Origin of the sequence: Nocardiopsis suaedae, from assembly GCF_027706745.1 — a bacterium.
GTDB lineage: Bacteria > Actinomycetota > Actinomycetes > Streptosporangiales > Streptosporangiaceae > Nocardiopsis_A > Nocardiopsis_A suaedae.
The window spans coordinates 183060-206389 of record NZ_JAQFWP010000003.1 but is presented as its reverse complement, the minus strand read 5'-3'; the positions used below and the strand labels follow the sequence as shown (position 1 = coordinate 206389).

Below are 23330 nucleotides of genomic sequence, written 5' to 3'. Positions count from 1 at the left end.
CCCGATCACCCTTTCTGGAGCGTGATGACGGTCCACGCGCCCACGTACACCCGGTCCCCGTCCCGGACCTCGTACTCGTGGTGCGGGGTGATGGGGTCGTCGGTGCCGTTGATGGTCGTGCCGTTGGTGGCCCCCAGGTCGACGATGACCCAGGCGCCTCCGGGGCGGGCCAGCAGGACGGCGTGCCGGTGCGACACCGCCACGTCCTCCGGCGGCCCGCCCAGGTCGATCTCGGGCAGGATGCCCCGGCGCTGGCTCCGGCGGCCGATGTGCACCTCGGGCTTGTTCAGGGGCACCCGCCGCACCTGGGTCCGCGCGGGGAAGGGGAAGGCCAGCGCGTCGGGGTCGAGCATCCCCCGGTCGGCCATGGCCTGGTAGACGGCGGGGTCGGCGGTGACGACGGCCCGCCACAGCCCCGGCATGGAGGCGGGGGCCGAGGGGCCGGAGGCGGGGCCGGCGCGGCGTCCGCGCCCGGGCCCGGAGGTGCGCAGGCTGCCGGGCTGGGTGGTGTCGCCGAGCGCGAAGTCGTGGCCGCACTCCTCGCAGAAGCGGCCCGAGCGCGGTGTGGCGCAGTTCGGGCAGGGTTGGGGGGCCCGCCCGGGTCCGCGCGCGTCGGTGGGGGCACCGATGCGCACACCGCACACGTCGCAGTAGTCCTGCGCCGCCGAGTCGTGCCCGGCGGGGCATCTGGCCATGGGGCGGTCCTTCCTCGCTCAGTCGCCGCCGGTGCCGGGGGCGGCGCCGCCCCCGCGCCCGCGGGTCCGGACGGTCCTGGTCGAGTAGGTGTCCAGGGTCATCTCGTCGGCCTTGTCCACGGCCGGGCGGAGGTGGACGGTTCCGGTGGACGGGTCGACGACGTCGACGACCCGGCGCAGCAGCTCGGCGGTGACCTCGTTGCCGCCCTCGTGGGCGAGGGCCACCGCCCGGCCCAGGCGCGCGGTGGCGGTCTCCGCGTCGCCGTCCCGGCGGGCGCGCAGCCCGTCCTGGATGGCGCGGGACAGCTCGGCCTGGCCGGTGTAGTGCGCCACCCGCGCGTTGATCTCGGTGGCGCGCGCCTCGTCCTCGGTCCATTCGGCGAGGACGTTGCCGGAGGCCAGCACGGCCGCGTCGGCGCCGGGGGCGACGAGCTTGACCCAGCCGGCGCGCATCTGGCGGCCCGGCTCCCCGGCGGGGACGCGCACGCACAGGTGGTATTCGCGGGTCTCCTGACCCCAGGAGCCGAGGGGGTAGTCGCGGCTCTGCGGCCCGCTGGCGGCGCCGCGCCCGGTCAGGTCCTCCACCGTGGGCGCCACCTGTTTGAGGAACCGCACCTCGGCCGCCTTGGGGGTCCACAGCCGAAGCGCCACGCCGGCGGTGGACTTGCCCATGGCCCGCGCGGTCATGCGGCGGAAGTCCTCGGCCATCCGGTCGGGGCTGCGGATGATGCCGACATCGCCCAGGAGGGCCGAGGCGAGCCGCCGCATCTCCTCGACCTTCCAGTCGGTGCCCACCCCGCGGCAGTCGCACACGAACCTGCCGGTGCACCGCCGCAGCTCGGCCTCGAAGTGGTCGGCGGTCTCGTTGTTCTGCCCGTCGGTGAGGAGGATGGCGTGCTTGAGGGCGCCCTCCTCGAAGGGGGCGAACAGCTCCGAGGCCAGGGCGAGCCAGGTGCCCATGCGGGTGCCGCCGTCGGCGTCCAGGCCGCCGATGGCGGCGCGCGCCTCCGCGCGCGTGCGGTCGTCGGCGGGCACGAGCGCCTTGCCGGGCGGGTAGACCATGCGCGCGATCCCGGTCCCGCTCACGATGCCGAAGGACACCCCGTCCCGGAGGGTGTCCACGGCGGCGCGGGCCGCGCGCTTGGCGGCGACGATCTTCTCCCCGTACATGGACCCCGAGGTGTCGACGATGACGACCTCGGCGGCGGGAGCGGCAGGGGCGGCGGGTCCGCCGCCCGTCCCGCCCGCGCCGCCCTGTGAGGCGACCGTGACGACGGCGTGCACCTCGGTGCCGCCCAGCGGCAGGTAGGGGTTCTGGTCCACATCGACCCGGAATCCTGTGCTCATACGGACATCACCACCACGGTCACGTTGTCGCGCCCGCCCGCCTCCAGCGCCGCCTCCACCGCCCTCCGTGCCGCGGCCGCCGGGTCCCGCTCGGCCCCCGGCAGGAGCGCGGCGAGGTCCTCGGCGGCGGGGGCGTAGTTCCACAGCCCGTCGGTGCACAGCACGACGGCGCCGGGGCCCTCGAGGGCGACGGTGGCGACGTGCCCTTCCACCTCTCCCGAGTCGGCCCCCAGCCAGGCGGTGATGGCGTGCGCGTACAGGGAGTTCTCGGCCTCCTCCTCGCTGAGGACCCCGCCCTCGACCATCGCCGCGCTCCAGGAGTCGTCCCGGGTGAGCAGCCGCGCGGGGCCGGGCGCCCCGCCGCCGGGCAGCCAGTAGGCGCGGCTGTCGCCGATCCAGGCGACGGTGACCGGCCCACCCCCTTCGGGCATGCACGCCGCCACGTAGGTGCAGGCCGGGGAGCCGGCCGCGTCGGCGAGCGCGGCCACCGCCCCGGCGGCCCGCGTCATCCCGGTGGCCGCCGCCTCGTTGGCGGGGGCGCCCTCGCGAAGCGCGCGGGCGGTCTCGGCGGCCCCGGTCTCGGCGGCGACGAGGGCCGCGTCGTCGGAGCGCGGCGCGGAGGAGACCCCGTCGCACACCACGCCGACGAGCGCGGGCGAGCGGGCGCCGGGGGTCAGCAGCGCCATGGCGTCCTCGTTGCGGTGGTGGCGCAGGCCGATGTCGCTGACCCCGGCGAGGGGGCCGAGCGCGGCCTCGACGCGGTCGCGTCCGACGCCGGCGTCCCCGCTGGGCACCGGTGTCAGGCGCAGCCCGCAGTTCTCGCAGTAGTCGTCGCCGCCGCCGATCGGATCGGCGCAGGCCGGACAGGTCGTCAGCACCGCCCACCCCCCGTCATGTCCATGTCCTCACCCGGCGCGCGTTGGCCCGGTCGACGAAGTCCCGCCTCCGGTCCGGGTCGAGCGCGGTGCGGGCCAGCGCCCGGTAGGTGCGCTCGAGGTTGCCGCGCAGCCCCCGCTCGTCCATGGGCGCGCCCAGCAGCTCCGTCCCGGGCGGGGCCGTGCCGCCGCCCAGCAGCCGTTCGAGGGCCGCCTCCAGCACCCGGGCGCGCAGCCGGTGGGTGGCCGCGCCCCGCCCGGCGGCCCGCTCCAGCCGCGCCCCGGCGGCCACCAGGTCGGCGGCGGACAGGTCGGCGGGGCGTCCGCGGACCTGGGCGCCGACGGCCGCTGTCTGCGCGGCCACGTGCAGGCTGGACAGCTCGGGGACGCTGTCGAGGACCTCCACCGCCGCGTCGCGCTCGCCGCGCCCCAGCCGGATGCGGGCCAGCGCGAAGGCGGCGCTGACGTAGGCCCGGTCGGTGCTCCACACGGCCTCCAGGCGCTCCTCGGCCTCCCCGGGGCGGCCGGCGGCCTCCAGGGCGGCGGCCAGGCCGAGCTTGGGCGCGGCCTCGCCGGGCAGGTGGGCGTAGAGCTCGTCGAAGCGCTCCCGGGCGTCGTCGGCGTCCGCGGCGCCCAGCGCTTTGAGGGCCAGGTACCAGTAGGTGCGCCAGTCCCCCGGCATCTGGGACTCGAACTCCTCCAGGACGGCCGCGGCCTCGTCGCCGCGCCCGGCGAGGACGAGGGCGCGGGCGAGCATCAGGCGGGTCTCCGGGCTGGGGGACGGGGCCGCCCGCAGGGTCGCCGCGAGCTCCTCGGGGCGGACCGCGGACAGGCCGCCGAGGAGCCCGGCCGCCGGGTCGCCGGGGTCGACCAGGGGCGTGGGCAGCACGGCGACGGTCTCGGCAGGGTCGGGGCGGCGCAGCAGCAGATCGGGGTCGGCCGCGGCCGCGGCGCCCGCGGCGTGGGCGAGGAACCGCTCGGGGCCGAAGAGGGCGGAGGGGCCGGGGTGGGGCTCGCCCTGGTCCTTGGAGAGCACCTCCCGCAGCACGCCGGTGAGCTGTTCGGACATGTCGGCGGCGTCGTGGAAGCGCGCGTCGGGCTCGACGTGGGTGGCCCGCTCCAGGAACCGGCGGTAGGACTCGTACTCGGCGAGGACCGGCGCCTCGGCCGGGTCGGGCAGGGCGTGCGGGTACCGCTTCCCGAAGCTGAACCGGCAGCTCAGCACCGCCATGGTCCGCCCGACCGTGTACAGGTCGGAGCTGACCGTGGGGCCGAGCTCGCGCAGCTCGCGCTCGGGCACCCGGTAGCCGGGGGTGGTGTAGACGGGGGTGAGGGCGTCCTCGGAACGGCGCACCCCGCCCAGGTCGATGAGCTTGATCTGCTCCTCGCTCTGGATGACGTTGTCGGGTTTGAAGTCGCAGTAGAGCAGGCCCTTGCCGTGCAGGTAGTCCAGCGCCCGCAGCACCTCCAGGGCGTAGGCGACGACCTGGGCCACCGGCAGGCCGGAGGCGCCGCCGCCGTGCCGCCGCTCGGCGATCAGGTCGCGCAGGGACTTGCCTCCGACGTACTCCATGACGATGTGCCCGGCGGGCACGCCGGTGCGCGGGTCGGGGTGCTGCACGAAGTTGTAGATCTTGACGATGTTGGGGTGCTCGACCTCGGCGAGGAAGGAGCGCTCGGCGGCGGCGGTCTTGTGCGCCTCGGCGTCGCCGCTGTTGAGCAGCCCTTTGAGCACCACCCAGCGGTCGCTGACGTTGTGGTCGCGGGCGAGGTAGATCCAGCCGAGGCCGCCGTGGGCCAGGCAGCCCAGCACCTCGTACTGCCCGGCGACCAGGTCGCCCTTGCGGAGCTTGGGGACGAAGGAGTACTCGGTGCCGCAGGAGGGGCAGTAGCCCTCGGTGCGGCCGGGGCGGCCGCTGCGGGAGCGGCCGACCTTCTCGCCGCAGCCGCCGCAGTAGCGGTTCTTCTCCGCGACGGCGGGGTCGGCCATGACGGCGGTGGCCGGGTCGCGGTAGGGCACCGGCGGCACCAGGACCATGCCCAGGCCGAGCATGCCGCGGCGGCTGGAGCCGGAGCGGCGGCTCACCCGCCCCGAGGGGGCCGAGAGGCCGCGCGGGGAGGGGCGGGACACGGCGGGCGACGGGGTCGGCGCCGGTGACGGTGACGGTGACGGTGACGGCGTGGGGGCGGCTGCGGGGGTCGGCGCGGGCGCGAGGCCGCAGACCGAGCAGAACCCGTCCTCGACGGCTCCGCCGCACGCGGGGTCGGTGCACTGGTTCATGGTCCCGTCCGCCCCATCCCCTTAGGATGCGCCGTGCCCCCGTTTCTATAGAGTCTCGGGCAGCCGTGCGCCGCGGGACAAGGGAGAGCGGGACCATCGGCCGTGTCCGGCCAGCGAGGGCGGGCTTACCCTGGCGCGCGGCGGACCGGGTCAGGACTCCGCCTCCCCGAGCAGGTGCGCGGGGAGCAGCTTGACCAGGAACACGGGAACGAACCATGCCAGGGCGCCGGCCGCGAGGGGGGCGGCGGCGACCGTCCCCAGGCACACGGCGCCGAAGGCCACCGGTCGCCGCACGGGGCCCGGTGCGGCGAGCACGGCCGCCGCACCGGCCAGGGCCAGACCGTAGGAGGCGGCCGCGGCGGCCCAGCCGAAGCCGGGGACCAGCACGGCGAGCGCGGCGGGCTGCACCGCGTGCGCGGCGACGAAGGCCAGGTGGTGCACGGCGGTCCGGCCCGGCCGGTGCCAGTGGCGCTTGGCGGCGCGCGTGGCGTTGGCCGCGGCCCCGCCGACCGTGTCGGCCGCGACCACGGCGACCACGGCCGAGGGCACCGCCCCGGTGCCGGCGGCGGCCGCGACGGCGGCGGCGACCGCCGCCCCTCCCAGGGCGGCGGCCAGGACCACGGCGTATTCGGCGGCGGTGGCCCCGGGCCCGACCAGCCGGGCGCCGACCGCGGCGGCCGCCCGTGCGACCGCCCTCATCGGGAGCCCTCCGCAGCCAGGCCCGTCCACCACATCCCGGTGATCGTCCCGGCCAGGTCCTGCACCGGCACCCGGGGGTCGGCGATCCACTGGATCAGGCACCCTTCGACCGCCCCGACGAGGACGGTGGCGGCGCGGTCGACGTCGCAGGGCCGCACACGGCCCAGGCTCCGCCCTTCGGCCAGCAGCCCGGCGACGGTCCGGCGGTATTCGGCGTACAGCCCGGCCGCTCCGGGCGGGACCGGCCCGCCCCGGTGGCCGGAGGCGGGCATCTCCATCATGGTCCGGACGAGGTCTCCGTCGTCGACGGCGAGGCGCAGGGCGTCTTCGATGAGGGCGTCGAGGCGGTCGACCGGGTCGCCCGGACCGGTGCGCGCGGCGCGTAGGCCCTCCCGGGCGCGCTCGGCGTAGGCCTCGAAGGCGGCCTCCAGCAGCGCGTCGCGGCCGGAGAAGTACAGGTAGACACTGCCCTTGGCGACCCCCGCCTCGGCGGCCACGTCCTCGACGCGGCTGGCGGCGACCCCGTCGCGGGCGAAGACGCGGACGGCCGCGCGCAGGATCCGGGACCGGCGCTCGGCGCGGTCGACGTGTCCGGCCATGCCTCCCCCTTTCGGTGACTGACTGGTCAGTCATTTTAGTGGGCGCCGAGCGGCCGCGGAAGGGCCCAGCGGGTCCGCCTCAGGACAGCCAGCCGGGGCGCACCAGGCCCGCCTCGTAGGCGATCACCACGAGTTGGGCGCGGTCCCGGGCGCCGAGCTTGGCCAGCACCCGGCTCACATGGGTCTTGGCGGTGGCGGGGCTGACCACCAGGCGCCGGGCCAGCTCCTCGTTGGTCAGCCCGGCGGCGACGGCGGCCAGCACCTCGCGCTCGCGCTCGGTGAGGCCGTTCAGCCGGGGCGCGGGCGGGGGCTCCTTGATGCGCCCGGCGAACTCGGAGATGAGCCGCCGGGTCACCGAGGGGGACAGCAGCGCGTCGCCGCGGGCGGCCACCCGCACGCCGTGGATCAGCTCCATCGGCTCGGTGTCCTTGACCAGGAACCCCGACGCGCCCGCCTTCAGCGCGCCGTAGACGTACTCGTCCAGGTCGAAGGTGGTGAGGATGACGACCTTGGTGCCGTCCAGCCGCTCGTCGGCGGCGATCCGGCGGGTGGCCTCCAGGCCGTCGGTGCCGGGCATGCGGATGTCCATGAGGACGACGTCGGGGCGCTCGCGCGCCGCCAGGGCGACGGCCTCGGCGCCGTCCCCGGCCTCGGCCACCACCTCGATGTCGTCCTCGCCTTCGAGCATGGACCGGAACCCGGCGCGCACCAGGGTCTGGTCGTCGGCGATGGCGACCCTGATCATGGGCGTCCCCCTGTCGTTCGTCGGTCCCATTATCGGCCCGTGGGCCGGTGCGGGACCCTCGCCTCGACCGTGAACCCCCCGCCGGGGCGGGTCCCGGCGCTGAACGCGCCGCCGAGCGCGGCGGCGCGCTCGCGCATGCCGCGCAGGCCGTTGCCCTCGTGCGGGTCCTCCCCGCCGCCGCGGCCGTCGTCGTCGACCTCCACCGCGATCGCGCCGCCGTCGTCGGCCACGCGCACGCGCACCTTGTGCGCCCCGGAGTGCCGCAGGGCGTTGGTGAGCGCCTCCTGGACGATCCGGTACACGGCCAGGGCCGTGGGGGCGGGCACGGCCGCGGCGGTGTCCAGCCCGGACGTGTCCAGCTCGACCTCCAGGCCGGAGGCGCGGGTGTGCTCGACCAGGTCGGGCAGGCGGTCCAGGGTGGGCGCCGGCGCGGCCGGGGCCCCGCCGGTGTGCTCCTCGTCGACCTGCCGGAGGGCGCCCAGGGTCGCGCGCAGCTCGCGCAGGGTCTCCTTGCTCGCGCCGCGGATGGCCTCCAGCGCGCGGAAGGCCTCCTCGGGGTCGCGGCGGTGCGCGGCGGCCCCGGCCTGCACGTTGATCAGGGAGATGTTGTGGGCGACCACGTCGTGCAGCTCGCGGGCGATGCGCAGGCGCTCCTCGGTGGCCCGGAGCCGGGCCTCCTCCTCGCGGCCGCGCTCGGCCTCGGCGGCGCGCTCCTCGACCTCGCGCAGGTAGGCGTTGCGGTTGCGGACGCTCTCGCCCACGGCGAAGATCACGATGAGCCAGGCGACGACGGCGAGCGCGCGCCACAGGTCGAAGGACAGGCCCTCGCCGATGAGGACCGCGCCCAGGGCGACGAGCACGGAGGTGGCCACACAGGCCCGGTTGCCCACCGCCGCCAGCCGGACGACGGTGACGAGCAGCAGCATCCAGGCCATCCACCCGTCGGAGGCGCTGACCATGTAGTACAGCACCATGGCGGCGGGGGCGAGGACGGCGGTGAGGTAGGGCAGGCGGCTGACGGCGGCCAGGGACGCCGCGCCGGCGCCCAGCAGCACCAGCGCGGGCACCGATACGGGTATGCCGCGCTCGGCGGCGAACAGGGGCTCGGAGACGAGCAGCACGGCCCCGGTGAACAGGGCGAGCGCGGCGTCCAGCCGCCACCCCTCGAGCCGGGGCAGGTGGGTCCTCATGGGTGCATCCTGCCCGCTCGGAGGCGGCCCGGTCATGCACCCCGGGTCGACACCCGGCGTACTCCCCGGGGAGGAGGGGTCAGGCCGAGGCCATGGAGCGCAGCCGCAGCGAGAGCACGATGAACACGACGCCGAACAGGATGGCGTAGACGCCGATGATCAGCGCGATGGCCACGGCGCCCTGCAGCGGCCAGAACCAGATCAGCAGGCCGAAGCAGACCGACAGCGCGCCGCCGAGGATGTAGAGCCACTCGCCGGAGATCTCCTTGCGCAGGCGCACGGCCGTGACGATCTCGACGACGCCGGTGAACACCGCCCATGCGCCGATGAGGATGGTGAGCACGATGACCGTGGCCAGCGGCCAGATCAGCGCCACCACGCCGATCAGCACTCCCAGGACGGCCTCCACCACCAGCGGGGTGCGGTCGCTCCCGGAGGTGCGGAAGGCGAGCACCCCGGCGAGGACCCCGTCCACCAGCGCGTAGGCGCCGAACAGGACGGCCAGCGCCACCGCGGTGATGCCGGGCCAGAACACCGCGAGCACGCCGAACAGGACGGCCAGCGCGCCGCGCACGGTCAGCACCCACCAGTGCCGGGTCATGTAGTCGAGCATGCCCTCGGCATTCCCCGCCCCGCCAGGGAGCATTACCGCCCGGAGGGCAATTTTCACGCAAAGTGACTGCAGCGGGGACGAAAGAGGCGGGCCCGGCCGTCCCGGGCCCGCCGCGGGGAGCGGACGCCTCACCCCTGCGCCGGGTAGGGGCGCTCCGTGGGGCCGACGTAGAGCTGCCGCGGCCGCGCGATGCGCGTGGCCGGGTCCTTGCGCTGCTCCCGCCAGTGCGCGATCCAGCCGGGAAGCCGGCCGATGGCGAACAGGACGGTGAACATGTTGGTCGGGAAGCCCATCGCCCGGTAGATGACGCCGCTGTAGAAGTCGACGTTGGGGTAGAGCTTGCGCTCGGTGAAGTAGGGGTCGGCCAGCGCCTTGCGCTCCAGCTCCAGGGCGAGCTGGAAGAGCTCGTCGGGGCGCTCCTGGCGGGCCAGGATGTCGGCGGCCAGGCCCTTGATCTCCCGGCTGCGCGGGTCGAAGTTCTTGTAGACCCGGTGCCCGAAGCCCATGAGCCGGGTCTCCTTGGCCTTGACCTTCTCCAGGAAGGCGTCGACATCGCCGCCCATGCCCCGGATCTCCTCGAGCATCTCCAGGACCGCCTGGTTGGCGCCGCCGTGCAGCGGGCCGAACAGGGCGTTGACGCCGGCCGAGACCGAGCCGTAGATGTCGGCGTCGGAGGAGCCCACCACGCGCACGGTGGCGGTGGAGCAGTTGAGCTCGTGGTCGGCGTGGAGCAGCAGGAGGAGGTCGAGCGCCCTGGTGTACAGGGCGTCCAGCTCGGTGTCCCCGGTGCCCTGGCCGAAGAGCATGGCCAGGAAGTTCTCGACATAGTCGCGCGCCGGGTCCGGGTCGATGGGCTCGGAGCCGGAGGTGCGCCGGTGGATGTGGGCCGCGATCGTCGGCAGCTTGGCCAACAGCCGGATCGTGGCGGTCTCGACCTGGTCGTCGTCGGTGGGGTCGGCGCTGTCGTCGTAGTAGGCCGCCAGCGTGTTGACCGCCGCCGCGAGCAGGGTCATGGGGTGCCCGTTGCGGGGCAGCGCGTCGAGCAGCGTGCGCATCTCGTCGGGGACCGGGGCGTTCGTCCGCAGCTGGTCGGCGAAGTCCTTCAGCTCCCCGGCGGAGGGCAGCGCGCCGCGGATCACCAGGTAGGCGACCTCCAGGAACGAGCTGTGCTGGGCCAGGTCCTGGATGGGGTAGCCGCGGTAGCGGAGGATGCCCGCGGCGCCGTCGATGTAGGTGATCTCCGAGCGACAGGAGGCGGTGTTGCCGAAACCGGGGTCGAGCGTCGTCATCCCGGTGCCCGAGAGCAGCGCCTTGACGTCGATGGCCCGTTCGCCCTCGGTGCCGGCCAGCAGCGGGAAGGTCTGGTCCCCGCCGTCGTACCGCAGCTCCACCGTGCGCCCTTTGCCGTCTTCACTCATGCCCGAGCCAACCTTTCAAGCCTTCCAGGCGGGGTGCGGGGGCGTGTGCCGGGGTACCGGCCCACGCGCGTGGGGTACTGACTTTGTGCGGTTTTATTAAACTCCAGTGAAGTAAAATCATACAATTCTCACGCATTAACGAACAGGTGACCTGAGACACACGAGAAGAGCTCTGCGACTTCGCGCACACGTCAAAAAACACGGTTTTTCACGGACGCAGAGCCTCGACCCCGTCACCGCCCGGGAACAGGGGTGTTCCCCGAACGGCGCCGCACCCGACCCGGCCCCCCTGTGAAACTTCCCACGACCGGCGCATTCGACGATGGCCGTTCGGAATCGTGATGATTCCGTACGCCATTCGTCTCCCTTCACACCGGCGTCATTCGCCGGTGTCGACGCCTCCGGCGAGGAGCGGCTCCATCACCAGTCCCGGGTGCTCGCGCTCGATCACCCGCAGCCGCCACTTGTTGTGCACCAGCACCAACAGCTCGCCGTCCGAGCGCCGCCGCAGCACCTCGCACCCCGACAGCGCGTGCAGCTTCTCGGCATCGGCCGCCGTAGTGCGCCGCGCCAGCGTGTAGTCCAGGTTCGCCAGCTCGATGGGCGCCTTGAACTCCTCGGCCATGCGGTGCTGCACCACCTCGAACTGCAGCGGCCCCACCGCCGCCAGCACCGGCGCCTGCTCCCCGCGCACGTCGGAGGACAGCACCTGCACCACGCCCTCGGCGTCCAGCTGGGCGATGCCGCGCTGGAACTGCTTGTAGCGGCCCGCGTCCTTGGCCCGGGCCACCGCGAAGTGCTCGGGCGCGAAGCTGGGGATCGGCGGGTAGACCACCTTGGGCCCCTCGTACAGCGTGTCGCCCACGCTCAGCGCGGCGGCGTTGACCAGCGCGATCACATCCCCCGGGAAGGCGGTCTCCACCGTGGTGCGCTCCGAGCCGAACACCTGCTGGGTGTACTTGGTGGCGAACGGGCGGCCGGTGGCCGCGTGGGTGAGCACCATGCCGCGCTCGAACCGGCCCGAGGAGACGCGCACGAACGCCATCCGGTCCCGGTGGGCCTTGTCCATCCCGGCCTGCATCTTGAACACCTGCCCGGAGAAGGGCGCCTCCACCGGCCGCTCGGCGCCCTTCTCGTCGGCCTTGGACCCGGGCGCGGGCGCCAGGTCCACCAGCGTGTCCAGCAGCCCGCCGACCCCGAAGTTGGGCAGCGCCGCCCCGAACAGCACCGGGGAGGACTCCCCCGCCAGGAACGAGGCCTCGTCGTACTGCGCGCCGATCTCGCCGAGCAGCTCGATCTCCTCCTGGGCCTGCTCCCAGGCCCGGCCCTCGGCCTCGGCGGCGGCCTCGGCGTCCATACGCTCTTCCTCGGCCTTGGTGGCCCCGCCGGGGGTGCGGTGGTACTTCACGTACTCCCGCCCCTGGCCGCCCGTGCCCAGCTCCACCACGCCGCGGAAGTCCCCGGCGATGCCCACCGGCCAGTTCACCGGGGTGGGGCGCAGCCCGATGCGCTGCTCGATCTCGTCCAGCAGCTCCAAGGGCTCACGGCCGGGCCGGTCCCACTTGTTCACGAACGTGATCACCGGGACCCGGCGCGCCCGGCACACCTCGAACAGCTTGAGCGTCTGGGCCTCCAGGCCCTTGGCCGAGTCCAGCAGCATGATCGCCGCGTCCACGGCCGAGAGCACCCGGTAGGTGTCCTCGGAGAAGTCGGCGTGGCCGGGGGTGTCCAGCAGGTTCAGCACCCGGCCGTCGTAGTCGATGCGCAGCGCCGCCGAAGTGATCGAGATCCCGCGGGCCTGCTCCATGTCCATCCAGTCCGAGGTGACCCCGCGCCGGTCGCCCTTGCCGTGCACCGCCCCGGCCGAGGTGATCGCCGCCGCGTGCAGGGCCAGCGCCTCGGTGAGGGTCGACTTGCCGGCGTCCGGATGCGAGATCACCGCGAACGTCCTGCGGCGGCCCGCCTCGGCCAGCACCTCTGTCCCCGTCACCGCGCCCGCCTTCCTCTTCGCTGGTCAGATACGCCCACGCGAATCTATCGCAGCGGAAGGGTCACCCGGATCCAGTGCCCGGCGCACCCGGCGGGCGACCTCGTCGGGATCGGTTCCGGGCGGGTAGACCGCGACCACGACCTCGCCGCCCGAGCCGCCTACGCCGCCCGCACCGGGGGACCCGCGCAGCACGTCGCCCAGCCCTTCGGTGACGAACGCCATCGCGCGGTCGAACCGGTCCCAGGGCACCGGCCGGTCCGGTTCGCGCAGCCACGACCGCAGCACGTGGTTGTGCGCGGCGATCACCGAGGCCGCCACCGCCTCGGCCGCGAGCGCGCGCTCGGTGTCGCGCTCGCCGCCCGCCAGGTAGCGGCGGAACGCCGACTGGTAGCGCGCGGTCATGGCGATCTCCCGGTCGCGCAGCCGCGGCACGGCCCGCACGAGGCGGAACCGGCGCACGGAGGTGTCCGGCGCGGCCGCGTACCCCTGGAAGACCATGCGGGCGGCGGCGGTGACCGTCGCGACCGGGTCGTCGCCGGGTGCGGCGTCCAGGAAGCGCCGCACCGTCTCGTGCAGGTCCTCGTGCTCGGCGAAGAGGATGTCCTCCTTGGTGCCGAAGCGCCGGAAGAGGCTGCGGCGGCTCAGCCCCGCCTCCTCGGCGACGTCCCCCATGGTCGTGGCGTCGTAGCCGCGGCGCTCGAACAGCCGCACCGCGGCCGCGACCACCGCGTGCCTCTCATCCGCCCTGCCATCCGCTCTGCCGGTCATGCCCCTCCTCGCGTCCCCTCACCGATAACGTACGCTGTCACGTGATGCCAGTATCGGGCACTCAGTGCCACACACGCCGCGCACACCGCCAGGAGGGCCGATGAGCTTCGATCTGTTCACCACCGCCGAGGAGCACGAGGAGCTGCGCGCCGCGGTGCGCGCGGTCGCCGAGGACAAGATCGCGCCGTACGCCGCCGCGGCCGACGAGAACAGCGCCTTTCCCCAGGAGGCCTACGACGCGCTGCGCGCGACCGACTTCCACGCCCCGCACATCGCCGAGGAGTACGAGGGCGTGGGCGCCGACGCGCTGGCCACGTGCATCGTGATCGAGGAGGTCGCGCGCGCCTGCGGCTCCTCCTCGCTCATCCCGGCGGTGAACAAGCTCGGCACCATGCCGCTCATCCTGGGCGCCTCGGAGGAGGTCAAGAGACGCTACCTGCCGGAGGTGGCGCGCGGGGAGGCGATGTTCTCCTACGGCCTGTCCGAGCGCGAGGCCGGGTCCGACACCGCGAGCATGCGCACCCAGGCGGTGCGGGACGGCGACTCCTGGGTGGTCAACGGCCAGAAGTCCTGGATCACCAACGCCGGCGTGAGCAAGTACTACACGGTCATGGCGGTGACCGACCCCGAGGGCAAGCGCGGCAGCAATGTCACCGCGTTCGTGCTGCACGAGGACGACGCCGGGTTCAGCCTGGGCGAGCCCGAGCGCAAGCTCGGCATCAAGGGCTCGCCCACGCGCGAGCTGTTCTTCGACGACGTGCGCATCCCCGACGAGCGCCGCGCGAGCGGGGTCGGCGAGGGCCTCAAGATCGCCCTGCGCACCCTGGACCACACCCGGGTGACCATCGGCGCCCAGGCCGTCGGCATCGCCCAGGGGGCGCTGGACGCCGCCGTGGCCTACGTCAAGGAGCGCAAGCAGTTCGGCAAGGCCGTCGCCGAGTTCCAGGGCGTGCAGTTCATGCTGGCCGACATGGCGATGAAGCTGGAGAGCGCCCGCCAGATGGTCTACGCGGCCGCGGCCAAGTCCGAGCGGGGCGACGCCGACCTGTCGTTCTTCGGCGCGGCGGCCAAGTGCCAGGCCTCCGACGCGGCCATGGAGATCACCACCGACGCCGTCCAGCTCCTGGGCGGCGCCGGGTACGTGAAGGACTTCCCGGTCGAGCGCATGATGCGGGACGCGAAGATCACCCAGATCTACGAGGGCACCAACCAGATCCAGCGCATGGTGATGGCCCGCCAGCTGCTGAAGTAGGAGTCCGGGAGGGCGGGGCCTCCTGGGCTCCGCCCGCACCGGGGTCAGCGGCGCGCCAGCGCCTCCGCGATGCTTCCGGCCCACTCGTCGATCGCCGCCCAGTCGCGGTGGTCGCCGTACCTGCCGCCCAGCAGCCGGAAGAGCCACCGTCCGCCCCGGGGCAGGTGATCGGGCCTGATCACCCCGGAGAACAGCCGGTGCCCGCGAGCAGGGAACGGCACCGCGAGGTCCGCCTCGATCGCGGGAAGCTCAGAGCTCATCAGTCTCCGCCACGGCTTGCCCAGGGCGGTCGGCGTGCCCACGCTGAAGAGCCACACGGGCCGTGAGCCGGGATCGGCGATGGTGCGGCGGACGAAGTCCCGGGCCGGGTCCAGCCACTTCTGGCCGTGCACTGCGCTGCCGACCACGAATGCGTCGTATCCGCCCACGCCGTCGACGGCCGCGAGCGAGAGCACCTCGGCACCGATCCCGGCCTTCCCCAGCACCGATCCGATCCGCTGCGCGATCTCCCGGGTGGACCCGTGCTCCGTCGAGTAGCCCACCAGAACGGTCATGGCGCCCCCTTCGCGGCTGTGTCCGTCCACTCCAGCGAACGCCGCGCCGTCCCGGCGGTCCAGGGACGTCGGTCCGGGATCGGAGGGTGGAACGGCGCGGCCTCCGGCGGCGTCACCGTGCCACCCCGTTCTTGTAGGCCCAGACCACCGTCTGCACCCGGTCCCGGGTACCGATCTTGGACATGGCCCGGCCCAGGTGCGACTTGACCGTGGTGGTCTCGATGAACAGCTCCCCGCCGATCTCGGCGTTGGACATGCCCTGGGCGAGCAGGCGCACGATCTCGGTCTCGCGCACGGTGAGCAGGGCCGCCGCCCCCGCCTCCGGGGACGCGGGGGCGCGGCGGCGGGCGAACTCGGCCATCACCCGGCGGGTGACCGCCTGGTCCACCAGGCCGTAGCCGTCGGCCAGTCCGCGCACCGCCTCGACCAGGTCGTCGGGGTCGGTGTCCTTGAGGACGAAACCGGCGGCGCCCGCCTCCAGCGCGCCGAAGACGTACTCGTCCAGGTCGAATGTGGTGACGATGAGGACCTCGGGGGGATCCTCCGGAGCGGCGGCGAGGATCTCGCGGGTGGCCGCCAGGCCGTCCCCGCCCGGCATGCGCACGTCCATGCAGACCACGTCCGGCCGAAGCAGCGCGGCCTGCCGGACGGCCTCCGGACCGTCGCCGCACTCGCCGACCACCTCGATGCCCTCGGCCAGGTCCAGGATCACACGGAACCCGGCCCGGACCACCTTCTGATCGTCCACCAGCAGCACCCTGATCACCGCGGCACCTCCAACCGCACGCGCCAGCCGCCGCCCGGCGGCGGACCGGCCTCCAGCACGCCCCCGACCACCTGCGCCCGCTCCCTCATTCCGATCAGTCCCAGCCCTCGCGGTGCGCCCTGCGGCCCTCCAGGGCCCCGGCACCGGCCGCGCGGCTCCGGCTCGGCGTTCTCCACCTGGACCACGACCCGTGCCCCGGTGTAGTGCAGCAGGACGTCCACACGCGCGCCGGGCGCGTGGTCCCGCGCGTTGGCGAGCGCCTCCTGAGCCACCCGGTAGACGGTCACATCGGCGACCGGAGGCAGTTCGCGGCGTTCGCCCTCGACGGCGAAGCCGACCCGTGCCCCCAGGGCGCGCTCGGCCCGGACGAGCCGCTCGACGGCGTCCGCCCCGGGAACGGGCGCCCCCGCCTCCGACGGCGCCTCCTCCCCCGGATCGCGCAGCGCACCCACGGCCAGGCGCAGGCCGTCCAGCGTCTCCTTGCCCTGCGTCCGGATCCAGGAGACCGCCTCCCGCGCCGCCTGGTCGTCGCGGCCCACCAGGCGTTCGGCCGCACCGGCCTGCACCACCATCCCCGACAGGTGGTGGGCGGCGATGTCGTGCAGTTCCCTGGCCATGCGCGCGCGTTCGGCCATGACCGCGTTCGCCGCCTTCTCCTCCTGCCGCTGGACCGCCTCGGCCGCCCGGACGCGGACCAGCTCGGTGTAGTCGCGGCGGATCGCCACGACGTAGCCGACGAACGCCGATGCCCCGTACATGGCGACGGCCACGGCGAGCAGGCCGGCCGCCAGGACCGGGAGGCCCTCCGCGGTCCTGGGGAAGGCGACGGGGACGGCCCGGTCCCCGATCAGCGCCTCCAGGAGGCGCCCCGCGACAAGGGTCCCGGCCAGTGCCGTGGCCGCGGTCACGGTGGCGACGACCCTGACCGCACGGCGGGCGGGGAGGTGGGCGCCGCAGGTATAGGCGGCGATGAACGGGGCGAGCCCCTGGGCGGTCACGTGCGGGGGCATCAGGGCCATGACCCCCACGTGCGTGAACGCCACCACGCCCACGCACAGGACCGGGCGCATGCGCCGCAGGCACAGCATGAGGGACTGGCCGTACACCAGGAGCGCGAGCAGGGCCGTGGCCGACGGGGGGAGGCGGACGCCCTCCCGGCTCTCCAGCACGCCGGAGAAGACCCAGAGCAGTCCGGTGGAGACGGCCGCCATCGCGACGGCCAGGGCGCAGTCACGGGAGAAGGACGTCCGCAGCCCGAGGCGGTCGAGCCCGTCGTCCGCGAGGACGAAGGCGCGGGGGCGGGGAGCGGGGGGCGCTTCGGTCACGGGGGGCATCATGCCGTGTCGTCGTCCGAGTCCTGTCAGTAGGTCAGGTCGAAGGAGAGCATGCTGTGGGCGGCCGCGAAGAAGGCGGTCCCGGCCAGGGCGAGCAGCACGAGGGCGCTGCCCAGGTACCGCCTCCACCCGGCTCTGTGGCGGACGTCGTCGACGACGACGACCGCCGCGGGGACGATGCCCGCGACGCCGATGAGCTGCGCCGCAAGGACCGCCTTCAGCGTGTCCTGCGCCATCGGAGCGAACGCCATGACCTGCAGGAAAGCCGCCGTCCAGCCACCGAGGGCGACCAGCGCGCCCACGGTGCCCACCCGGGTCGCCACCCGTGCCGGGCGCCCGGCACGGGCCCGGGAGGGCCGCCCGGAGCGGCGCCGCAGCACCGCGCCGACCGGCCAGGACACCGCGGCGGCGAGGAGGACGGCCGCCGAGGCCGCCAGCACCGGAAGCGTGAGCGCGGAGTCCCGGTGGGCCGCGACCGGCAGCAGGGTGAAGGCGCTGTTGTAGCCGATCGCCCGCACACGGCCGTCCTCTACGCGCATGGCGATCCTGCGCTGCCCGTCGACCTCCTGCCACACCCACGGGGCGACCTCCTCATAGGCCACGGGGGTCATGGTGTCCGGGCTCGGGGTGAGCAGGACGGTACCGTCCTCCCGGGCGGTGATGCGGGTCTGCGCGCCCAGCGGGCTCATGGCGTTCATGAAGGTGCTGTGCGGGACCTGCGACGTCTCATAGGTACCCGCCGCCATCTGTGCGTGCTCGGCGGCGGTCGGCTCGACGGAGGCCTCCTGCGCGTCCTCGGCCGGGAGATAGCGGTCGGCGAAGCCGGACCGGACCGCGTCGCGCACCTCCATGGAGGTGAGGGCGTCCCCGCCGTTGAGGGCGATGAAGAGGCCCACGCCGTCGTCGGGGTAGAGCGTCAGGTGCGAATGGAAGACGGCGGTGTCGCCGCCGTGCCCGAGGACGCGGCGGCCGTTGCGGTCCTCCTCGAAGAAGCCCAGGGACATGCGCGGCCCTTCGGCCAGGGTGCCCAGAGACGCCTCGTCCAGCGCCGGAGCCTGCATGAGCTCCAGCGTCCGCGGCTCCAGAACGTTGCGGCCCGGCTCCAGCGCGTCCAGCTGCGCGAGCATGAACCGCGCCATGTCGGTCGCCGAGGTGGTCATCCCGCCCGCGGGCACGTCGGCGATCGTCTCGAAGGGCTCCGCCGGAGCCGATGCGTCGGCGTATCCGCCCGCCATGCGCTCTTCGAGCGCGCCCGGGAGGGGCTGCGCGAAGGTGGAGGAGTCCATGCCCAGCGGTTCCAGGACCTCCTCGGCGACGTAGTCCTCGAAGGCGGTGCCGCTGACGTTCTCCACGACGTAGCCGGCCAGGGCGTTGCCGTAGTTGGAGTAGGAGGGCACCGTGCCGGGCTCATAGACCTGCTCGGGAGGGTCGGTGGACAGGTAGGCGCGCAGGTCGGGCTCCCGGCCCTCGGGGAGCATCATCCCGGCGAACCGGTCCTCGAAGCCGGCGGTGTGCGAGAGCAGGTGGCGCAGGGTGACCGGTTCGTCGAACCGGGTGGGCAGGTCGAAGTCCAGGTACTCCCGAACGTCGGCGTCCAGGTCCGCCTCTCCCTCCTCGACCAGCCGCATCACGGCGGTCGCGGTGAACAGCTTGGAGACCGACCCCGGCCGGAAGAGCGTCTCCTCGGGGTCGACCGGGACCGCCCGGCCGCCGTCGGCCCCGGTGCGGGCGTCGCCGTAGCCGCGGGCGGTGAGGAGTTCGCCGTCGGCGACGACGCTGACCGCCGCGCCGGGGATCCCGGCCTCGCCCAGCGACTCCGGCACCACGTCGTCGAGCCAGGCGTCGACGTCGTCGGCGGTGAGCTCGGGGGCGGCGGTCGTGGCGGCCACGGCAGTGCCGGCGGGGGCGGCGGCGGCGGCGGTGGGGGCGGGCCCGGCCGCGAGAAGGGCCGCGGCGGCGAGGGCGGCCAGGCCCTTCGCCGCCGGGCGGGTACGGGGGGTCGGTACGGGGGGCATCGCTTCTCTCCTGCTCCGCTCCGGTCGTCGGTTGCCGTGACGAGCCTCGCGGAGCAGGGGGCCCGGGCACATCGTGCGCGGGTGCCCAACCGGATTGCTACCTGAGGAGCAAGCGCCTCACCTCCCCCGCAGGGCGAGGGCCGCGAACACCGCAACCGCCGCCATCACGCCCGCCCCCGTCAGGGCCGCGGCGTTCATTCCCTCGGTGAACGCCGCGAAGGCGGTGTCGAGTAGGCCCCTGCCGGCCTCGCCCATTCCCGCCGCCTGCTCGGCGGCCGCGGCGACCGTCTGACCGGCCGCCCCGTCCGCGGCCGCCGAGGCCTCGCCGCGCATGGTCTCCCGGTACACCGCGGCGGCGATGGTGCCCAGGACCGCGATCCCCAGCGCGTTGCCCAGTTCGACGGCGGTCTCCGACACCCCGGACGCCGCCCCCGCGCGCTCGCGCGGAGCCGAGCCCAGGACCAGGTCGTTGGCCAGGGCGGCCGTCATCCCGGCGCCCAGGGTGACCACGATGTAGGAGCCGATGAACAGCGGCACCGGCGAGGTGGGCCCCACCGTCCCGATCCCGGCGAACCCGAGCGCGCTGACGGCCAGGCCCGTGGCGATCACCGTCCCGCGGGAGACCCGGGCGGTGGCCGCCCCCGCGGCCGCGACCCCGGCGACCGTGCCGAGGAAGGTGGGCAGCGCCCACAGGGCCGCCGCGAACGGGCTCAGACCCTGCACCACCTGCAGGTAGGTGAAGGCGAGGAACCCCATCCCGGCCGCGGCCAGGGACACCGACCCGTTGGCGGCGACGGCGGCGCTGAACGCGGGGTTGCCGAACAGGCCGAGGTCGATCAGCGGGTGCGCGGCCCGCCGCTGGCGGAGCACGAACAGCGCCCCGCAGGCCAGGCCGCCGGCCAGGGCGAGCACCGCGGCCGCGTCCGGGCCGTGCTCGGCGGCGTGCTTGACCGCGAAGACGGCGCCCAGCAGTGCCGCCAGGCACAGCAGCGCCCCCGGCAGGTCGAAGGACCCGCCCTCGGGCGCCCGGGACTCGGGGCCCAGGAGCGGCGCCGCGATCAGCAGCACCGCCATGACGGGCACGTTGATCAGGAAGACCGAGCCCCACCAGAAGTGCTCCAGCAGCAGGCCGCCGATGACCGGCCCGGCCACCGCGCCGCCGCTGAAGGCGGCCGTCCAGGCGCCCACCGCCGCGCGGCGCTGTCCGGGGTGCGCGAAGAGCCCGCGGATCAGGGCCAGCGTGGAGGGGGCGAGCGTCGCCGCGCCGACGCCCAGCAGCACGCGCCCGGCGATGAGCAGCTCGGCGGTGGGGGCGAGGGCCACCAGCGCCGAGGCCGCGCCGAAGGCGGCTCCCCCGGCCAGCAGCAGGCGCCTGCGGCCGATCCGGTCGCCCAGCCCGCCCATGGCGATGAGCAGGGACGCCATGACGAAGCCGTAGACGTCCATCATCCACACCCATTGGGCGGCGGTGGGGTCGAAGGCGGCGGCCAGCGCGGGCGCCGCCACGAACAGGACCGAGATGTCCATCGAGACGAGCAGTGCCGGAAGCAGCAGGACGGCCAGCCCGGCCCAGGCGCGGGCACCGGCGCGGGGCGCTTCGGGTTCGGTCGTCGGCGGGGTGGGTGTCGGTGGTGTGGGTGACGTCGCCATGCATCGGATCGTACGTACGTCAAAGACACCCGTCAATATGTACGTACGTCCAAGAGGCGCGGTAGGATGCCGCCATGAACCACCGCGACGACCTGCTCGAAGGCGCCAAGAAGTGCCTGGTGGAGAAGGGGTACGCGCACACCACGGCGCGCGACATCGCCGCCGCCTCCGGCGCGCACCTGGCCTCCATCGGCTACCACTACGGATCGAAGGACGCGCTGATGAACGCCGCGGTCATCGCGGCGACCAGCGAGTGGGGCGACACCCTCGCCGAGGCGCTGGAGTCGGTCGAGGCGCCGGACCCGCGGACGCGGCTGGCCGCCCTGCTGGAGCGGATGCGGGCGCGCATGCGCCTGCCCGGGGACCGCGACCTGCTGCTCGCGAGCGTCCAGGCCTACGCCGAGGCGCAGTTCTCCCCCGACCTGCGGACGGCGCTGGGCGAGGCCTACCAGGAGGCCCACCGCGAATTCGCGGCGCTGCTCGACCCCGGCGCCCAGGACACCCCCCAGGGCCGCGCGCTGGGCGCCGCCGCCTACGCGCTGTTCTCGGGGATCATCCTCCAGGAGCTGATCGACCCGGACGGGCTGCCGGGCACCGAGGCGCTCGTGGCGGCGCTGTACCGCCTCACCGGGGCGGGGTAGTCCCGCGGAAGGTCCGGCGGTACCCGGTGGGCGACACCCCCGCGTCGGCCTTCATGTGCGCGCGCAGCGACGCCGCCGTGCCCAGTCCCGCCTTCTCGGCCACCCGGTCGACCGGCAGGTCCGTCCGCTCCAGCAGCTCGCGTGCGTAGGCCAGGCGCTGCCGGTGCAGCCAGCGCGCGGGCGACTCGCCGGTCTCCTCCCGGAAGCGCCGGGTGAAGGTGCGCACGCTCATCGACGCCCGCTCGGCCATCGCGGCCAGCCGCATGGGACGGGCCAGGTCGGCCTCCGCCCAGGCCCGCGCCGCCGCCGTGGCCCCGCCCTCAGCGGGGCGCGGCACCGGCCGCTCGATGTACTGGGCCTGCCCGCCGTCGCGGTGCGGCGGAACGACCGTGCGGCGGGCGACCTCGGCCGCGACCGCGGCCCCGTGGTCCTGTCGGACCATGTGCAGGCAGAGGTCGATCCCGGCGGCCACTCCCGCGGCGGTGAGCACGTCGCCCTCATCGGTGTAGAGCACGTCCGGTTCGACGTGCACGGCCGGGTAGAGCCGCGCCAGCAGCCCCGCCGACCGCCAGTGCGTGGTGGCCCGCCGCCCGTCGAGCAACCCGGCGGCGGCGAGCACGAACGAGCCGGTGCAGACCGAGGCGTACCGCGTCCCGGACGGGATGCGGGCGAAGGCCTCGGCCAGCTCCCCCTCCAGCGGGCCGCCGCGCGGTTCGTAGTCGACGTCGGAGGCGGGCACCACGACGGTGTCGGCCTCGGCCAGGGCCTCGGGCCCGTGGTCGACGTTGAACGTGAAGTCGGCGTCGGTGCGGACCGCACCGGGGCGCACGGCGCAGGTGACGACGGAGTACAGCGGGGCCCCGTCGGCGGAGCGCGCCTCGCCGAAGATCCGGTGGACGATCCCGGTCTCCATCGCCAGCGCCCCGTCCCGGACGAGCAGGGCGACGCGGTGCCGGGTGTCGGGAGCGAACGTGTCCATGGCCCGATTCTTGCGCATGTCGGCCGACGGGCCACTCGCCGGGGTGCGCCCCCGGGCCGCAGGATCGTCATGTTCCCGGGACACGGCTACAAGACACGGCTACGAGACACGCCTAGGAGAGCTCCGATGAACGTCCTCTGGGTCTTCGCCCACCCCGACGCCCGCTCCCTCAACGGCGCGCTGCGGGACACCGCGCTGCGCGCCCTCGCCGAGGAGGGGCACTCCGTGCGGGAGTCCGACCTGTACGCGATGGAGTGGAACCCGGTCGTGACGCCCGCCGACTTCGGCCGCGACCCCGCCGACCGGCTGCGGGTCCCCGCCGCCTCCAGGGACGCCCGGGAGAACGGGACCCTCGCCCCGGAGATCGTCGCCGAGCAGGAGAAGCTGCTGTGGGCCGACACGGTCGTCGTCCAGTTCCCCCTGTGGTGGTACGGCGTCCCGGCGATCCTCAAGGGCTGGTTCGACCGCGTCCTCACCCTGGGGTTCGGGTACGGGGTGTACGACCCCGGCACCGGGCGCGCCCTGCGCTACGGCGAGGGTCCGCTGTCCGGCAGGCGCGCGCTCGCGGTGACCACCGTCGGCGCCCGGGAGACCTCGATCGGGCCGCGCGGCGTCAACGGCGCCATCGAGGACATCCTCTTCCCGCTCAACCACGGCACCTTCTGGTACACGGGCATGGACGTGCTGCCGCCGGTGGTCGTGCACAGCGCCGATCGCTCCTCGGCCGAGGACGCCGAGCGCGCGGGCAAGCACCTGGCCGAGCGCGTCCTGGCGGCCTGGCGGACCGACCCGATCCCGTTCCGCTCCCAGAACGGCGGCGACTACGACGACGCCCTGGTGCTGCGCCCGGAACTGGCGCCCGGCGAGGAGGGGAACGCCGCCCACCTGGTGCGCTAGGTCCTGTCCGGAGTTCTGCGGT

The 23330-nt window shown here is 74.5% G+C and carries 21 protein-coding genes; 3 read left to right on the top strand and 18 right to left on the bottom strand.

What is annotated here, in order from left to right; genetic code table 11:
* Positions 1-5: 5 nt before the first annotated feature.
* From O4U47_RS03265 to O4U47_RS03210, 12 genes are all read right to left on the bottom strand, one after another.
* Positions 6-695 (bottom strand): FHA domain-containing protein, encoded by a 690-nt coding sequence (locus O4U47_RS03265; RefSeq protein ID WP_270676006.1) that lies wholly within the window; start codon positions 693-695, stop codon positions 6-8.
* Positions 696-713: 18 nt separating this feature from the next.
* Positions 714-2042, bottom strand: coding sequence for a vWA domain-containing protein (locus tag O4U47_RS03260; RefSeq protein WP_270676005.1), 1329 nt, complete (start codon positions 2040-2042; stop codon positions 714-716).
* Complete coding sequence (locus O4U47_RS03255) at positions 2039-2920, bottom strand: PP2C family protein-serine/threonine phosphatase (RefSeq protein WP_270676004.1); 882 nt, start codon at positions 2918-2920, stop codon at positions 2039-2041. Before O4U47_RS03255 ends, O4U47_RS03260 begins: the two co-directional genes overlap by 4 nt.
* Before the next feature lie 13 nt (positions 2921-2933).
* A complete protein-coding gene (locus O4U47_RS03250; protein WP_270676003.1) occupies positions 2934-5198 on the bottom strand; it encodes a serine/threonine-protein kinase in 2265 nt (754 codons plus the stop codon).
* Between the two features lie 150 nt (positions 5199-5348).
* Complete coding sequence (locus O4U47_RS03245) at positions 5349-5897, bottom strand: hypothetical protein (RefSeq protein ID WP_270676002.1); 549 nt, start codon at positions 5895-5897, stop codon at positions 5349-5351.
* Positions 5894-6496: a TetR/AcrR family transcriptional regulator gene (locus O4U47_RS03240; RefSeq protein ID WP_270676001.1), complete on the bottom strand. Its 603-nt coding sequence runs from the start codon at positions 6494-6496 to the stop codon at positions 5894-5896. Before O4U47_RS03240 ends, O4U47_RS03245 begins: the two co-directional genes overlap by 4 nt.
* Positions 6497-6575: 79 nt before the next feature.
* Positions 6576-7241 carry a response regulator gene (locus tag O4U47_RS03235; RefSeq protein ID WP_270676000.1) on the bottom strand — a complete coding sequence of 222 codons (666 nt, stop codon included), beginning with the start codon at positions 7239-7241 and terminating at the stop codon, positions 6576-6578.
* Positions 7242-7270: 29 nt separating this feature from the next.
* Positions 7271-8431, bottom strand: coding sequence for a sensor histidine kinase (locus tag O4U47_RS03230; RefSeq protein WP_270675999.1), 1161 nt, complete (start codon positions 8429-8431; stop codon positions 7271-7273).
* Positions 8432-8510: 79 nt separating this feature from the next.
* A complete protein-coding gene (locus O4U47_RS03225; RefSeq protein WP_270675998.1) occupies positions 8511-9044 on the bottom strand; it encodes an HdeD family acid-resistance protein in 534 nt (177 codons plus the stop codon).
* A 128-nt stretch (positions 9045-9172) separates the two neighbouring features.
* Entirely contained in the window at positions 9173-10462 is a 1290-nt protein-coding gene (locus tag O4U47_RS03220; RefSeq protein WP_270675997.1) for a citrate synthase, read from the bottom strand.
* Positions 10463-10841: 379 nt separating this feature from the next.
* Entirely contained in the window at positions 10842-12452 is a 1611-nt protein-coding gene (locus O4U47_RS03215) for a peptide chain release factor 3 (protein WP_270675996.1), read from the bottom strand.
* Positions 12453-12476: 24 nt separating this feature from the next.
* Positions 12477-13220 (bottom strand): TetR/AcrR family transcriptional regulator, encoded by a 744-nt coding sequence (locus O4U47_RS03210; RefSeq protein WP_270675995.1) that lies wholly within the window; start codon positions 13218-13220, stop codon positions 12477-12479.
* 100 nt (positions 13221-13320) lie between these two features.
* Between O4U47_RS03210 and O4U47_RS03205 the strand changes: the two genes are divergently transcribed.
* Positions 13321-14472 carry an acyl-CoA dehydrogenase family protein gene (locus tag O4U47_RS03205; protein WP_270675994.1) on the top strand — a complete coding sequence of 384 codons (1152 nt, stop codon included), beginning with the start codon at positions 13321-13323 and terminating at the stop codon, positions 14470-14472.
* Between the two features lie 44 nt (positions 14473-14516).
* On the opposite strand, the gene O4U47_RS03200 is transcribed toward O4U47_RS03205, so the two are convergent.
* From O4U47_RS03200 to O4U47_RS03180, 5 genes are all read right to left on the bottom strand, one after another.
* Complete coding sequence (locus tag O4U47_RS03200; protein ID WP_270675993.1) at positions 14517-15026, bottom strand: flavodoxin domain-containing protein; 510 nt, start codon at positions 15024-15026, stop codon at positions 14517-14519.
* Between the two features lie 112 nt (positions 15027-15138).
* Positions 15139-15792: a response regulator transcription factor gene (locus tag O4U47_RS03195; protein ID WP_270675992.1), complete on the bottom strand. Its 654-nt coding sequence runs from the start codon at positions 15790-15792 to the stop codon at positions 15139-15141.
* Positions 15789-17126: a sensor histidine kinase gene (locus O4U47_RS03190; RefSeq protein WP_408638918.1), complete on the bottom strand. Its 1338-nt coding sequence runs from the start codon at positions 17124-17126 to the stop codon at positions 15789-15791. The genes O4U47_RS03195 and O4U47_RS03190 overlap by 4 nt, the downstream gene beginning before the upstream one ends.
* 26 nt (positions 17127-17152) lie before the next feature.
* On the bottom strand, positions 17153-19141 hold the full coding sequence (locus O4U47_RS03185; protein WP_270675990.1) for a serine hydrolase domain-containing protein: 1989 nt from the start codon (positions 19139-19141) through the stop codon (positions 17153-17155).
* 117 nt (positions 19142-19258) lie between these two features.
* Positions 19259-20791, bottom strand: a complete 1533-nt coding sequence (locus O4U47_RS03180) for an MFS transporter (RefSeq protein WP_270675989.1) — start codon at positions 20789-20791, stop codon at positions 19259-19261.
* Positions 20792-20865: 74 nt separating this feature from the next.
* On the opposite strand from O4U47_RS03180, the gene O4U47_RS03175 reads away from it, so the two are divergent.
* Positions 20866-21432 (top strand): TetR/AcrR family transcriptional regulator, encoded by a 567-nt coding sequence (locus tag O4U47_RS03175; protein ID WP_270675988.1) that lies wholly within the window; start codon positions 20866-20868, stop codon positions 21430-21432.
* Here O4U47_RS03175 and O4U47_RS03170 read toward each other — a convergent pair.
* Positions 21416-22411 carry a GlxA family transcriptional regulator gene (locus tag O4U47_RS03170; protein ID WP_270675987.1) on the bottom strand — a complete coding sequence of 332 codons (996 nt, stop codon included), beginning with the start codon at positions 22409-22411 and terminating at the stop codon, positions 21416-21418. The genes O4U47_RS03175 and O4U47_RS03170 overlap by 17 nt on opposite strands.
* A 126-nt stretch (positions 22412-22537) precedes the next feature.
* Here O4U47_RS03170 and O4U47_RS03165 point away from each other — a divergent pair, with 126 nt between their 5' ends.
* Positions 22538-23308 carry an NAD(P)H-dependent oxidoreductase gene (locus O4U47_RS03165; protein ID WP_270675986.1) on the top strand — a complete coding sequence of 257 codons (771 nt, stop codon included), beginning with the start codon at positions 22538-22540 and terminating at the stop codon, positions 23306-23308.
* Positions 23309-23330: the final 22 nt, after the last annotated feature.

Excerpts from the sequence above, each read along its gene's own strand:
- O4U47_RS03265 (WP_270676006.1), bottom strand. The coding sequence starts at position 695 with ATGGCCAGATGCCCCGCCGGGCACGACTCGGCGGCGCAGGACTACTGC.
- O4U47_RS03260 (WP_270676005.1), bottom strand. The coding sequence starts at position 2,042 with ATGAGCACAGGATTCCGGGTCGATGTGGACCAGAACCCCTACCTGCCG.
- O4U47_RS03250 (WP_270676003.1), bottom strand. The coding sequence starts at position 5,198 with ATGAACCAGTGCACCGACCCCGCGTGCGGCGGAGCCGTCGAGGACGGG.
- O4U47_RS03245 (WP_270676002.1), bottom strand. The coding sequence starts at position 5,897 with ATGAGGGCGGTCGCACGGGCGGCCGCCGCGGTCGGCGCCCGGCTGGTC.
- O4U47_RS03240 (WP_270676001.1), bottom strand. The coding sequence starts at position 6,496 with ATGGCCGGACACGTCGACCGCGCCGAGCGCCGGTCCCGGATCCTGCGC.
- O4U47_RS03235 (WP_270676000.1), bottom strand. The coding sequence starts at position 7,241 with ATGATCAGGGTCGCCATCGCCGACGACCAGACCCTGGTGCGCGCCGGG.
- O4U47_RS03230 (WP_270675999.1), bottom strand. The coding sequence starts at position 8,431 with ATGAGGACCCACCTGCCCCGGCTCGAGGGGTGGCGGCTGGACGCCGCG.
- O4U47_RS03225 (WP_270675998.1), bottom strand. The coding sequence starts at position 9,044 with ATGCTCGACTACATGACCCGGCACTGGTGGGTGCTGACCGTGCGCGGC.
- O4U47_RS03220 (WP_270675997.1), bottom strand. The coding sequence starts at position 10,462 with ATGAGTGAAGACGGCAAAGGGCGCACGGTGGAGCTGCGGTACGACGGC.
- O4U47_RS03210 (WP_270675995.1), bottom strand. The coding sequence starts at position 13,220 with ATGACCGGCAGAGCGGATGGCAGGGCGGATGAGAGGCACGCGGTGGTC.
- O4U47_RS03205 (WP_270675994.1), top strand. The coding sequence starts at position 13,321 with ATGAGCTTCGATCTGTTCACCACCGCCGAGGAGCACGAGGAGCTGCGC.
- O4U47_RS03200 (WP_270675993.1), bottom strand. The coding sequence starts at position 15,026 with ATGACCGTTCTGGTGGGCTACTCGACGGAGCACGGGTCCACCCGGGAG.
- O4U47_RS03190 (WP_408638918.1), bottom strand. The coding sequence starts at position 17,126 with ATGCCCCCCGTGACCGAAGCGCCCCCCGCTCCCCGCCCCCGCGCCTTC.
- O4U47_RS03185 (WP_270675990.1), bottom strand. The coding sequence starts at position 19,141 with ATGCCCCCCGTACCGACCCCCCGTACCCGCCCGGCGGCGAAGGGCCTG.
- O4U47_RS03180 (WP_270675989.1), bottom strand. The coding sequence starts at position 20,791 with ATGGCGACGTCACCCACACCACCGACACCCACCCCGCCGACGACCGAA.
- O4U47_RS03175 (WP_270675988.1), top strand. The coding sequence starts at position 20,866 with ATGAACCACCGCGACGACCTGCTCGAAGGCGCCAAGAAGTGCCTGGTG.
- O4U47_RS03170 (WP_270675987.1), bottom strand. The coding sequence starts at position 22,411 with ATGGACACGTTCGCTCCCGACACCCGGCACCGCGTCGCCCTGCTCGTC.
- O4U47_RS03165 (WP_270675986.1), top strand. The coding sequence starts at position 22,538 with ATGAACGTCCTCTGGGTCTTCGCCCACCCCGACGCCCGCTCCCTCAAC.